At 72.7% G+C, this 12294-nt stretch carries 14 protein-coding genes; 5 read left to right on the forward strand and 9 right to left on the reverse strand.

All coding sequences use genetic code 11. The features are described from left to right. Positions 1-99: 99 nt before the first annotated feature. Complete coding sequence (gene soxR / locus OFY01_RS25740) at positions 100-600, reverse strand: redox-sensitive transcriptional activator SoxR (protein WP_266603761.1); 501 nt, start codon at positions 598-600, stop codon at positions 100-102. 96 nt (positions 601-696) lie between these two features. Here soxR and OFY01_RS25745 point away from each other — a divergent pair, with 96 nt between their 5' ends. Further along, the gene (locus OFY01_RS25745; RefSeq protein ID WP_266603763.1) at positions 697-1158 is read left to right on the forward strand and encodes a MaoC family dehydratase; all 462 of its coding nucleotides are present in this window, start codon (positions 697-699) and stop codon (positions 1156-1158) included. On the opposite strand, the gene OFY01_RS25750 is transcribed toward OFY01_RS25745, so the two are convergent. The 3 genes from OFY01_RS25750 to OFY01_RS25760 form a co-directional block, all read right to left on the reverse strand. Beyond that, positions 1149-1805 (reverse strand): TetR/AcrR family transcriptional regulator, encoded by a 657-nt coding sequence (locus tag OFY01_RS25750; protein WP_266603765.1) that lies wholly within the window; start codon positions 1803-1805, stop codon positions 1149-1151. The two genes, OFY01_RS25745 and OFY01_RS25750, sit on opposite strands and share 10 nt — an antisense overlap. A gap of 82 nt (positions 1806-1887) precedes the next feature. Beyond that, on the reverse strand, positions 1888-2178 hold the full coding sequence (locus tag OFY01_RS25755) for a YiaA/YiaB family inner membrane protein (RefSeq protein WP_266603767.1): 291 nt from the start codon (positions 2176-2178) through the stop codon (positions 1888-1890). A gap of 76 nt (positions 2179-2254) precedes the next feature. Beyond that, positions 2255-3406, reverse strand: coding sequence for an acyl-CoA dehydrogenase family protein (locus tag OFY01_RS25760; protein WP_266603769.1), 1152 nt, complete (start codon positions 3404-3406; stop codon positions 2255-2257). Positions 3407-3487: 81 nt separating this feature from the next. On the opposite strand from OFY01_RS25760, the gene OFY01_RS25765 reads away from it, so the two are divergent. After that, a complete protein-coding gene (locus OFY01_RS25765) occupies positions 3488-4144 on the forward strand; it encodes a TetR/AcrR family transcriptional regulator (RefSeq protein WP_266603771.1) in 657 nt (218 codons plus the stop codon). A gap of 16 nt (positions 4145-4160) precedes the next feature. On the opposite strand, the gene OFY01_RS25770 is transcribed toward OFY01_RS25765, so the two are convergent. From OFY01_RS25770 to OFY01_RS25790, 5 genes are all read right to left on the reverse strand, one after another. Then, entirely contained in the window at positions 4161-4640 is a 480-nt protein-coding gene (locus OFY01_RS25770; protein ID WP_266603773.1) for a VOC family protein, read from the reverse strand. A gap of 68 nt (positions 4641-4708) precedes the next feature. Beyond that, entirely contained in the window at positions 4709-5803 is a 1095-nt protein-coding gene (locus tag OFY01_RS25775) for a Zn-dependent alcohol dehydrogenase (RefSeq protein WP_266603775.1), read from the reverse strand. 8 nt (positions 5804-5811) lie between these two features. Next, entirely contained in the window at positions 5812-7209 is a 1398-nt protein-coding gene (locus OFY01_RS25780; RefSeq protein WP_266603776.1) for an aldehyde dehydrogenase family protein, read from the reverse strand. An 80-nt stretch (positions 7210-7289) separates the two neighbouring features. Next, positions 7290-7898, reverse strand: coding sequence for a TetR/AcrR family transcriptional regulator (locus OFY01_RS25785; RefSeq protein ID WP_266603777.1), 609 nt, complete (start codon positions 7896-7898; stop codon positions 7290-7292). Positions 7899-7903: 5 nt separating this feature from the next. Further along, positions 7904-8419 (reverse strand): hypothetical protein, encoded by a 516-nt coding sequence (locus OFY01_RS25790; protein WP_266603779.1) that lies wholly within the window; start codon positions 8417-8419, stop codon positions 7904-7906. A gap of 271 nt (positions 8420-8690) precedes the next feature. Here OFY01_RS25790 and hmgA point away from each other — a divergent pair, with 271 nt between their 5' ends. From hmgA to OFY01_RS25805, 3 genes are all read left to right on the forward strand, one after another. Beyond that, positions 8691-10019 carry a homogentisate 1,2-dioxygenase gene (hmgA, locus tag OFY01_RS25795; protein ID WP_266603781.1) on the forward strand — a complete coding sequence of 443 codons (1329 nt, stop codon included), beginning with the start codon at positions 8691-8693 and terminating at the stop codon, positions 10017-10019. Between the two features lie 142 nt (positions 10020-10161). Continuing rightward, the gene (locus tag OFY01_RS25800) at positions 10162-10911 is read left to right on the forward strand and encodes a GntR family transcriptional regulator (protein WP_266603783.1); all 750 of its coding nucleotides are present in this window, start codon (positions 10162-10164) and stop codon (positions 10909-10911) included. A gap of 25 nt (positions 10912-10936) precedes the next feature. Then, the gene (locus OFY01_RS25805) at positions 10937-12157 is read left to right on the forward strand and encodes a type ISP restriction/modification enzyme (protein ID WP_266603785.1); all 1221 of its coding nucleotides are present in this window, start codon (positions 10937-10939) and stop codon (positions 12155-12157) included. Positions 12158-12294: the final 137 nt, after the last annotated feature.

Here is a 12294-nt window from a genome sequence, read left to right on the forward strand (position 1 = left end):
CGGCCGCGACCGTCAGGGGCGGTGCCGGTCGGGGACGGTGCCGCACGACCACGCGTCGGGCGACTGGCGGGAGCCGGGCGCCGGGGCGGGCGGCCACGGTCAACCGTCCGGGCGCTGATCCCCCCGCCCGGTCCGGCCTCGCTCACGCCGCTCCTGCAACAGCCGGGAGCCGGTGAGGCGCTCGCCGAAGACGTCGTCCGGGTTGGACAGGACACACGTCTCCAGGGAGAGACAGCCGCAGCCGATGCAGTCCGTCAGGTGGTCCCGCAGACGGCCCAACTGCCGGATACGCTCGTCGAGTTCGGAGCGCCACGCCTCCGACAGGTGCGCCCAGTCGGCGCGGTTCGGGGTGCGCCCCTCGGGCAGCTCGGCGAGCGCCTGGCGGATCGTGGCGAGCGGGATACCGACGCGCTGCGAGGCGCGGATGAAGGCGACCCGGCGCAGGGTGTCACGGCTGTAGCGGCGCTGGTTGCCCGAGGTGCGGCGGCTGCCGATGAGGCCCTTGGACTCGTAGAAGTGCAGGGCCGACACAGCGACGCCGCTGCGCGCCGACAGCTGGCCGACGGTGAGCTCATGGATCTTCTCCGGAATCTGTGGCACCCACCCGACCCTACGGCCTGTCCGTGGGCGCGCGGCGTTGTTAGCATGCCCAGAGCTGAGCAAGCGCTTAGACAATTGACTGGGAGGTCGTCGGACATGGCGGAGCCGCGGGTTTTCAAGGGCGTCGAGGAGCTGAAGGGCGCGGTCGGCGAGCAGCTCGGCCACAGTGACTGGGTGACGATCGAGCAGGCGCGGATCGACCGCTTCGCCGAGGCGACGGGTGACCACCAGTGGATCCACGTCGACCCGGAGCGGGCCAAGTCGGGGCCGTTCGGCACGACCATCGCGCACGGCTATCTGACCCTGTCGCTGCTCCCGCTGTTCGGCCCGCAGCTGCTCGCGGTCGAGGGCACGAAGATGGGCGTCAACTACGGGACGAACAAGGTCCGCTTCCCCGCGCCGGTACCGGTCGGGTCCCGGCTGCGCGCCACGGCGAAGATCACCGGCGCCGACGACGTGCCGGGCGGCGTACAGCTGACCGTCGCGTTCACCGTGGAGCGCGAGGGCGGCGACAAGCCGGTGTGTGTCGCGGAGTCGGTCTCCCGCTACTACTTCTGAGCCACGGCCGGGCGGGGCTCCGCCCCGACCATGCGCAGGACGAGGTCGGCGTAGAGCGCGCCGACCTCGTCCGGCGTGCGCCGGCCCTCGGTGTTGAACCACCGCGCCACGTCGATGCAGAGGGAGAGCACCGCGAGCGTGGTCCCCGGCACGTCGGGCACGTCGAACTCCCCCGACCGCACCCCGGACTCGATGATCTCCCGCACGGCGGCGTCGCTCCTGCGGCGCAGCTCGACGATCTGCGGGCGGTGCTCCGCGCCGAGGGAGTCCAGCTCGTACTGGACGACGCGCGCGGTCGTGTGGTGCCCGGCGTGCCAGCGGACGAACGAGCGCACCGCCTCCGCGAGCCGGTCGGCCGCGTCGCCCTCCCCGTCGGCCGCGTGGCGCAGGATCTCCAGCGCCTTCTCGTGGCCGATCCGGCTGATGCGCAGCAGCAGCTCTTCCTTGGTCTTGTAGTGGATGTAGAGCGCGGCGGGGCTCATCCCGGCGCGGCCCGCGATGTCCCGCGTCGTGGTGGCGTGGTAGCCGCGCTCGGCGAACGCCTCGACCGCGGCGACGAGCAGCCGCCGGGCCGCGTCGGGCGTGACCTCGCCCCACGGCATCTCCTCCGCGGCCTGCCGGTCCGCCACACGCTCGTCCTGCGTCATCGCTCCGCTCACATCCTCACGACGGCTGGAGCCTCACCCTACCGGTTGAGCTGAGCGGGCGCTTAGGACCTCTTCGAGCCGATCACGCCACCGGCTTGAACGGGTCGTGTTCGGCCAGGATCTTCTCCAGGCGCGCCTGGTCGACGCGGCTGACGATACCGTCCGCTTCCTGGCGGTCCCTGACCACCTTGGCCAGCGTGAAGGCGGAGGTCGTGAGGTAGAGGACCGCGACCGCGAGGAACGCGCGGATCCAGGCGTCGGCGTCCAGGCGGTAGATGCCGATGGCCGTGGCGCTGAGCGCGACGGCGAAGGAGGCGACGGCCTGTCCGTAGAAGGCCGTCGTGCTCTGCTGCTTGACCGGTGTCTCACTCATGCCCGACAGCATGGAGCGGGTGTGGCCCGTGCCACACCCGCTCACGTACTCAGACACGTACTCAGAACGTACGTATTCAGAACGCCGAGACGCCCGTCAGCGCGCGGCCGATGATGAGCTTCTGGATCTGGCTGGTGCCCTCGTAGAGGGTCATGACGCGGGCGTCGCGCAGCAGCTTGCCGACCGGGTACTCGTCGATGTACCCGTAGCCGCCGAAGACCTGGAGGGCGTTGTTGGCGCAGCGGACCGCCGCCTCCGACGCGAAGAGCTTCGCCTTGGACGCGGCCGTCGCGAACTCCTCACCCCGGTCGATGAGGTCGGCGACGCGCCAGGTCAGCAGGCGGGCGGCGTCCACGTCGACGGCGATGTCGCTCAGCAGCTCCTGGACCAGCTGGTACGAGGCGATCGGCTTGCCGAACTGCTCGCGCTCGCCCGCGTACCCGACCGCCGCGTCGAGCGCGGCCTGTGCGATGCCGACACAGCCGGCCGCCACCGACATGCGCCCCTTGGCCAGCGCCGACATGGCGATGGAGAAACCCTTGCCCTCCCGCCCGAGCAGCGCGGAGGCGGGCACCCGCACGTCCTCCAGGGCCAGCTCGGCCGTGGCCTGGCCGCGCAGTCCGAGCTTGCCGTGGATGGTGCGGCGGGTGAGGCCGGGGGTGTCGGTGGGGACGAGGAACGCGCTGACGCCCTTGTGCCCCGGGGCGTCCGTGGAGCGGGCGAAGAGGAGGACGACGTCGGCCCAGGTGCCGTTGGTGATGAACATCTTGGAACCGTTGATCACGTAGTCGTCGCCGTCCCTGACGGCCTTGGTGACCAGGTTGCCCGCGTCCGAGCCCGTGCCCGGTTCGGTCAGGCCGAAGCAGCCGAGCGCCTCGCCGGCGGTGAGCCGGGGCAGCCACTGCCGCTTCTGCTCCTCGCTGCCGTACGTCTGGATCGTCTTGGCGACCAGGCCGAGGGAGACGGAGACGATGCCGCGCACCGACGAGTCGCCGCGCCCGAGTTCCTCGGTGACCAGGCAGTACGTGAGGTGGTCGCCGCCCGAGCCGCCGTACGCCTCGTCGATGGTCAGACCGAGGAAGCCGACCTCTCCGAGCTTCTTCACGATCGAGCGGTCGACGTCCTCGGCGCGGTCCCACGCCACGACGTTCGGCGCGATCTCGCCGTCCACGAAGTCCTTGGCGAGCCGCCGGGCGGCCGCCTGCTCCTCGCTCAGCTCCAGATTCACGGTCGACTCCCCGGGCGCGTGCGGCAACTGCTCGTAAATTAGCAGTGCTAGTTTTTGGCTGACAGCCCTACTATGTGCCGCATGGCCCGACCGCGCAAGCCCCTCCTGAGCAGAGACCGCATCGTCGAGGCGGCGCGCGCCCTCGTCGACACCGAGGGCCTCGCGGCCGTCTCGACGCGGCGGCTGGCCGCCGAGCTCGGGGTGAGCGGGCCGTCCCTGTACAACCACTTCCGCACCAAGGACCAGATCCTGGAGGCGGTGGCGGACTCGGTGAGCGCCCAGGTCGACCTGACGATGTTCGAGGCGGGGGACGAGCGGGACTGGCGCACGGCGCTGCACGACTGGGCCGTCTCCTACCGGGCGGCGCTGCGCGCCCACCCGAACATCGTGCCGGTGCTCGCCCGGGGCCCCGGCCGCAGGCCCGCCGGTCTACGCCTTGCCGACGCGGTGTTCGGCGCGATGACCGAGGCCGGGTGGCCGCCCGCGCAGGCCACGTCGATCGGTGCGCTCATGCGGTATTTCGTGACCGGGTCGGCGCTGGGGTCGTTCGCGGGCGGGTTCGTCGACGACGAGACGGCGTACGACCCCGCGGACTACCCCCACCTCGGGCAGGCGCATCGGCTGGCGGAGCAGCAGGAACTGGTGGACGAGCGCGCGTTCGAGACGGGTCTGGAGGCCCTGCTCGACGGGCTCGCCCACCAGTTCGCGCGTCTGCCCGCGGCGGGTGTGCGGCGCTGAGGCGTCAGGGCCTGCCCTACGCGGCCTCGATCGTCGCCACGTCGATCTTGCGCATCTTCATCATCGCGGCCATGACCCGGTCGGCCCGCTCCCGGTCGGGGCCGGTCAGCAGGTCCGGCAGGACCCGCGGCACGATCTGCCAGGACAGGCCGTACTTGTCCTTGAGCCAGCCGCACATGCTCTCCTCGCCGCCGTCCGCGGTCAGCCGGTCCCACAGACGGTCGACCTCGGCCTGGTCCGCGCAGTCGACGCTGAGCGACACGGCCTCGGTGAACGTGAACTCCGGGCCGCCGTTGAGCGCCTGGTACTGGGTGCCGGCCAGCCGGAAGGTGATCATCAGGGCCGCGCCGGGCTCCCCCGGGCCCTCCTCGCCCCAGCGCATCACGTCGAGGATCTCGGAGTCCTCGAACAGCGACACGTAGAAGTTCACGGCCTCCTCCGCCTGCCCGTCGAACCACAGGCAGGGGCGGATCTTCTGCGCGGCGGTGGTGGTCATGGTGTGCCTCCTCGTCCGGTTTCAGGTTTCTCCTGTCACAGACCGCCCGCAACACCGGAACTCATCGGTCAGAACACCACCAGCGCCCGGCCGCCCTTGCCCGCCACCATCGCGTCGAACGCCGCGGGGATCCCCTCCAGGCCGATCCGGTCGGTCACCAGGGCGCCGAGGTCGAGCCGCCCGGTCCTTACGTGCTCGGCGAGGACCGGCAGGTCCTGGGCCGGGTCGCAGTTGCCGTAGACGCAGCCCGCGAGGGTGCGCCCCCAGTGGAAGAGCTCCAGGGCGTTGAAGGTGACCTGCTGGTCCTTGCCGCCGATGCCGACGACCGTGGTGCGGCCGCCGCGCCGGGTGGACTCCCATGCGGTACGGATCGTGACGGCGCGGCCGACGCACTCCACGGCCACGTCGACGCCCTGCTTGCCGGTGAGGGCGCGGATCTCGCGGGCGGTGTTCTCCGAGGCGATCACGTAGTCGGTGGCGCCGGCCTTGCGGGCCAGCTCCTCCTTCCGCGGGGAGACGTCGACCGCGACGATCTTCGACGCGCCCGCGATGCGCGCCGCCTGGATCGTGGCGAGGCCGACGCCGCCGACGCCGTACACCGCGACCGTCTCCCCCTCTCGTACGCGCGCCGAGTGGTGGACGGCGCCGTAGCCGGTCAGCACCGCGCATCCGAGCAGCGCGGCGTCGGTGAGCGGTACACCGTCGGGGACGGGCAGCACGCAGTTCGCGGCGACGACCGTCTCCTCGGCGAACGCCGCGACGTTCAGGCCGGGGTACAGGTCGTAGCCGTCGGCGGCCCGCTTGGCGTACACGTCGCCCGCGCCGGCCAGGGCGTTGGCGCACAGCCACACCTCGCCGAGCGTGCAGGCGTGGCAGCGGCCGCACGAGGGCGCCCAGTTGAGGACGACCCCGTCGCCGGGTGCCACGTGCGTGACGCCGTCGCCGACGGAGACGACGGTGCCCGCGCCCTCGTGGCCGAGGACGGCGGGGACCGGCACGCGCATGGTGCCGTCGGACAGGGAGAGGTCGGAGTGGCAGACCCCGGCGGCGGCGAGCTCGACGCGGACCTGGCCGGGTCCGGGCTCGGGCAGCTCGATGTCGGCGAGCTCCAGCGGGGCGCCGACGGCGGGCAGCACGGCCGCGCGAACGGTGGAACGGCTCACGGAAACACTCACTTCCCCTGGAACTGGAGGGACTTGGTCTGGAGGTACTCGGCGAGGCCGTGCGCGCCGAGCTCGCGCCCGACTCCCGACTGCTTGTAACCGCCGAACGGCGCGAGGGGGTTGAAGCGGCCGCCGTTGATGTCGACCTGGCCGGTCTCCATCCGGCGGGCGAAGGCCGTCGCCTCGGCGTCGTCGGCCGCCCACACCGCGCCCGCGAGCCCGTACACGGTGTCGTTGGCGATGCGCAGGGCGTCGTCCTCGTCCTCGTAACGGATGATGGAGACGACCGGGCCGAAGATCTCCTCCTGCGCGATGGTCATGTCGGGGGTGACGTCGGCGAAGACGGTCGGGGCGACGAAGTAGCCCTTCTCGTGCGGCGTCTCGGTGCCCCCGGCCACGAGCCGGGCGCCCTCGGCGACGCCCTTCTCGATGTAGCCGCGCACGCGCGCCTGCTGCTTGGCGTTGACGAGCGGGCCGATGCGGTCGGCGTACTTGGCGGCGGCGGCCGCGGCGAGCTCGACGGCCTCGTCGTACCGGCCGGTGTCGACGAGCATGCGGGTCCAGGCACTGCACGTCTGGCCGGAGTTGCCCATCACGTTGGCGACGCCGACGTTGACCGCCTTCGCGAGGTCGGCGCTGGGCAGGACGACGTTGGCGGACTTGCCGCCGAGTTCGAGGGCGACCCGCTTGACCGCTGCGCCCGCCGTGGCGCCGATCTTCTTGCCGACCGCCGTGGAGCCGGTGAAGGAGACCAGGTCGACCCCCGGATGCTCGGCGAGCGCCTGGCCCGCGACCGGTCCGAGCCCGGTGACCAGGTTGAAGACGCCCGCGGGCACCCCGGCCTGGTGGACCGCCTCGGCGAACAGCTGGGCGACCAGCGGGGTGTCCTCGGCGGGCTTGAGGACGACGGTGCAGCCCGCGGCGAGGGCCGGGGCGACCTTGGCGACGATCTGGTGGAGCGGGTAGTTCCACGGCGTGATGGCGCCGACGACACCGACCGGCTCCGCGTAGACGGTGGAGTTGCCGACCCGCTCCTCGAAGACGTACGTGGCGGCGAGCTCGGCGTACGAGCCCGCGACCAGGATCGGTACGCCCGCGTGCACGGACTGGGAGAACTTCAGGGGCGCGCCCAGCTCGGCGGTGACCGTCTCGGCGATCTCGTCCTTGCGGTCGACCAGGACGTCACGCAGCGCGGCGATCCTGGCGGCGCGCTCGGCCGGTGGCGTGGCCGCCCAGGCCGGGAAGGCGGCGCGGGCGGCGCGTACGGCGGCGTCGACGTCGTCGGCGGTGCCCGCGGGGACATGGCCGATCACCTGTTCGTCGACCGGGTCGACGACGGCGATGGTGTCGGGTCCGGCGGCGGCCCGCCATCCACCGTCGATGTACATCCCCTCGTGGGCCTTCATGGCTCTCCTCACGTGCGGTTCGCGGCGTCGTCCAGCGACACCAAACTAGCGGCGTTAGTTTTTCGGCGCCAGGTCCGAGGTCAGTCGAGCAGACCCGCCAGATAGCCGCGCAGCAGCACCCGGGTCTGTTCGATGACGTCCGCGTCACCAGCCGGATCGAGCCGGAAGGCGAGCCGGATCACGGCGTCCGCGGCCTCGACCGCCACCAGGAAGGTACGGCGCAGCGCGTCGTCCGCGGCGCGTCCCAGGTGCGGCGCGAGCAGGTCCGCGAGCAGGTCCGCGAGCCGGTGGTTGGGGCCCGCCTCGGGGTCGCCGACCGGGATCTGGGTGCCGAAGTCGACGAGGGAGAAGCCGGGCGCGGTGCGCTTCATGGCCAGGTACTCGTCCAGTACGACATCGGTGGCGGCGCGCCAGTCGCCCGCGGGCAGCACGTCCAGGCGCCGCGTGACGCGCTCGGCGTACCGCTCCAGGTTGCGTTCGGCGAGGGCGGCGACCATGGCGCGCTTGTTGCCGAAGAACCGGTAGACGGAGCCGATCGGGACGTCGGCACGGCTCGCGACGGAGCGCGTGCTCAGCTCGTCGTAGCCGCCTTCGTCGAGGAGTTCGGCGCAGGCGTCCAGGATCCGGGTCAGGCGCTCGGCGCTGCGCCGCTGGACGGGCGCGCGGCGCAGGGACGTCGAGGCGGGCATGGCGGTCACCCTACGGCGGGCGACGCCGTCTCCGCCCCTGAAGCGGTGAGGTCCGCGGTGGCCTCGACCGGTTTGCCGCCCACCGCCCAGACGGTGTGGTCGTCGGCGAAGAGCCGCACGGTCACCTCGTTGGTGCCGCGGTGGACCCGCTCGCGCGGCAGCCGGTAGCCGGTACCCCGGAGCCGCGCCAGGCGGTGCCCGTCCAGGTAGAGCTGGGCGTAGCCGTGGCCGTGCACGGCTCGGGCCCGTGTGCCCTCGGGGCTGAGACGGAAGCGCACCGGCCGGATGCGGACGTCCCAGCCTCGCCTCGGATCGGCGTCCGGCTCGACGACGACGCCGACCCGCGGGGCGCCCTTCTCCGGGATCTGGCGCAGGGCGTGGCCGTCGCCGTCAGTGCGGTCGAGCACCTTGCCGGCGTGGCGCGGGCCGCCGTCGTCGTCGCCGCATCCGGCGGCTCCGACGAGCAGTGCGCAGACCAGCAGGGCGGCGCGGACGCCACGGAGCGACAGTGACCTGGACATGCCCGAGACGGTAGAGGATCGCTCACCTTTTCGGATCCGTCCGGAGGAGGAGAAGAGGAGGAGAGAGGCGGGAGGAGAGCCGAGGGAGGAGAAGGAAAAGGGGGGACGGGGTCCCGCTCTGCCCCTTCCTTCGCCTTTCCCGCGCACCTTTCCCTCGTGCCTTTTCCGCGCGACAGAAGACGATGTTCGGCCATCTCCGTCCGGCGTCTTGCGGACCCCTCCCTTGAATCCTACGGTGGAGCATAGGAATCAGGAAAAGGGAGCAGCGAGCATGAGCGGGGACGCGCGCAAGACGGCCGAGGGCCTCACCTATCTGTCCGGTTTCGGCAACGAGCACAGCTCGGAGGCGGTCCCGGGCGCCCTGCCCGAGGGGCGCAACGCCCCGCAGCGCGCGCCGCTCGGCCTGTACGCGGAGCAGTTGAGCGGCACCGCGTTCACCGAGCCGCGCGCCCACAACCGCCGCTCGTGGCTGTACCGGATCCGCCCCTCGGCCGCCCACCCGGAGTTCACCCGGGCCGACAACCGCGCGGTGCGCTCGGCCCCGTTCACCGAGACCGTGCCCGACCCCAACCGCCGGCGCTGGGACCCGCTGCCGGAGCCCGAGCCGGGCACGGACTGGCTGGCGGGCCTGTGGACGCTCGGCGGCAACGGCGACACGACGCAGCGCACCGGCATGGCGGTGCACCTGTACCACGCCAACGCCTCCATGGACCGGCGGGTGTTCAGCGACGCGGACGGCGAGCTGCTGATCGTGCCCGAGCTCGGCGGCCTGCTGCTGCGCACGGAGTTCGGCCTCCTCGCGGCGAACCCGGGCGAGGTGGCTCTGATCCCGCGCGGCGTCCGGTTCCGCGTGGAGCTGCTCGACGCGAGCGCGCGCGGGTACGTGTGCGAGAACTACGGCGCCCCGTTCCGCCTGCCCGACCTGGGCCCGATCGGCGCCAACGGCCTGGCGAACGCACGGGACTTCAGGGCCCCGGTCGCCGCGTACGAGGACGCGGCCGCGGACGAGCCGGTGGACGTGGTCAACAAGTTCTGCGGCAACCTCTGGACGGCCACGTACGACCACTCCCCGCTGGACGTGGTCGCCTGGCACGGCAACCACGTCCCGTACGTCTACGACCTGCGCCGCTTCAACGTCATCGGCTCGATCTCCTACGACCACCCCGACCCGTCGATCTTCACGGTGCTCACGTCGCCGTCGGACACCCCGGGGCTCGCGGGCGTCGACTTCGTGGTCTTCGCACCGCGCTGGCTGGTGGGCGAGGACACGTTCAGGCCGCCGTACTTCCACCGGAACGTGATGAGCGAGTACATGGGGCTGATCGAGGGCGCGTACGACGCGAAGACCGGCGGGAAGGGCGGGTTCGTGCCCGGCGGCGGGTCGCTGCACAACATGATGTCGGCGCACGGGCCCGACAAGGAGACGTTCGACAAGGCGAGTTCGGCCGAGCTGAAGCCGCAGAAGATCGAGGACGGGCTCGCGTTCATGTTCGAGACGCGGTGGCCGGTGACGGTCGCCGCGCAGGCCGCGGGAGCCGGGCACCTGCAGCGCGGGTACGACGAGGTGTGGCGGGGCCTTGAGCGTCACTTCCGGGGGTAGCGGGGCGGGTCGCCGGGTGCGTCCGCGGGCCTGCCGGGGGGCTGTTCGGCCCTCGGCCGCGGGCCGCGGGCGGACGCCGGCGCGGTTTCCCGGCTTGCGGCCCGACATTGCGTCGAGCCCCGACCACCGGTACGGATAACCCGTGACGTCATTCGCCCCGGACTCCATCGTCCTGAACCGCAAGCTCCCGCTCTGGTATCAGGTCTCGCAGAGCTTGCGTGCCTCGATACTCGGCCGCTCGCCGCAGGACCCGTTGCGACTGCCCACCGAGGAGCAGCTCGCCGCGCACTACGGCGTCTCCGTGCTGACCATGCGCCAGGCACTCAAGGAGCTGGAGGACGAGGGCCTCATCTCCCGGCACCGGCGCCGCGGCACGTTCATCGAACCCGACGCCCTCAGCGGCGCCCCGGTGCGGTTGCTCGGTTCCGTCGACGCCATCGTGGCCCAGCAGTCCGGCATGACGACCGAGCTGCTCGGCCACGGTCCGGCGCCCGTCCCGGCGGCGTACACCGATCTGTTCCCCGGCATCGACACCGTGGCCGCGTACCACCGGCTGCGCAGCGACGAGAAGACCGGCGAGCCGACCAACCACGCCCGCAACTACCTGCGCCCCGACGTGGCCGAACGGCTCGACGTCGCCGACCTCGCCCGCGCCCCCATGACCAAGGTGCTGCGCGACGTCGTGGGCGTGCGCATCAGCCGCATCACGGACTCCGTCGAGGCACGGCTCGCCGACCCGGAGACGGCCAGGCTCCTCGAAGTGCCGCTGGTCAGCCCGATCCTGCACTACACCGGCATCACGTACGACGAGGAGGGCCGCGTCCTGGACGTGGCGGTCATCCAGTACCGCGGCGACCGCTTCTCCTTCACGGTGACCCTGGACGCGGACTGACCCGGCCCCGCCCGCGGCACGTACCATGCCCGGCGTGACGAACGACCGGCTCTTGGACGCCACGCCGCTCGCCGACCTCATGCCGTGGTCCGTGGCGCCCCTGCGCCTGGGCCGCACCTGGCCGCTCGCCCCGGACGCGGCGTCCCTCAAGGCCCGCTGGGACGCCTTCACGGCCGCCGAACCGCCGCGACGGCAGACACTGCTCGAACCCACCCGCTCCCGCACCCTGCACACCGCCGCCGCGCAACTGCCAGGCCAGGGCGGCGGAACCGAACCGCTCGTGCACGCCGATGGGCCCTGCCCCGACCCCGTACGAGTGCTGCACGGGCCGTTCGACGAGCAGTGGCTCATCCCGGACCAGCGGCTGATCGACGCGGCGCGGCCTGAGCTGTGGCGGGTCGCCGACGAGCGGCAGTTGTTCCTGGTGGAGCAGGGGTACGTGCCCGGGGCGGGCGGCCTCGCGGTGCTGGCGAGCGGCGTGCTGCCGGAGGGCCGCTCCCCGGCCGGGCGGCCGGGCCGCATCCGCCCGCTCTACCGGCGCCCGCAGGGGCGGGAACCGAACGTCACGCCGGGGCTGCTCGACCATCTGGCCGGTCGGTACGGGCGGCCGGTCGACGCCGACGAGCTGTTCGCTTGGGTCCTGGCCGTGGCGGAGCGGGACGACCGGGGCGGTGTGCGCGTGGCGCTGCCGCACGACATCGACCTGTGGGACCACGGTGTCGGTCTCGGCCGCCGTGTCCTGTGGCTCCAGCTGCGCGGCGCGGGCTCCGAACGCCCCAAGCTGCCCGGTGGGCGCCGCCCGTACGTGCGGGCCCCGCTCCCGGCCCGCCCCACCGAACTGCGCTACGACCCCGACGAGGAGGCCCTCCTGATCGGCACGGGCCGCGTCTCCCCCGTCCCGGCGGCCGCCTGGGACTTCCAGGTCAGCGGGGTGCGGGTCCTGGAGCAGTGGTTCGCCCGCAGGACCGCGCCCGCCGAACCGGGCACCCTGGCCGCGCTGCGCCCGTCGGCGTGGCCGCAGCCGTGGACGTCCGAACTGCTCGAACTGGTCACGGTGCTCGCGCTCCTGGCGGAGCTGCGGCCGGCCCAGGACGATGTGCGGCGGCGGCTCGACGGCGACCGGCTGCTCGGCGGGGCCCGGTTGCGCGAGGCGGGAGTGCTGCCGGTGCCGTCGGCCGCGCGGCGCCCCGCGAGCGTGCTCGGCCACCAGGAGGAGGGCCCCGGCGGCCAGTTCGCGTTCCTGTGACGCCCCTGGCGCCGGTCTCGGCGCCGTACCTGGCCCCGGCCGCAAGGGCCTTGGCCCCGTCTGCGAAGGCTCCTCGCCGGGCACGGCGAAGGCCCGCACCCCACTCCCCCGCCGGGGCGCGTGCCGCATGCCGTGGG

The organism is Streptomyces beihaiensis, from assembly GCF_026274175.1.
Classification (GTDB): domain Bacteria; phylum Actinomycetota; class Actinomycetes; order Streptomycetales; family Streptomycetaceae; genus Streptomyces; species Streptomyces beihaiensis.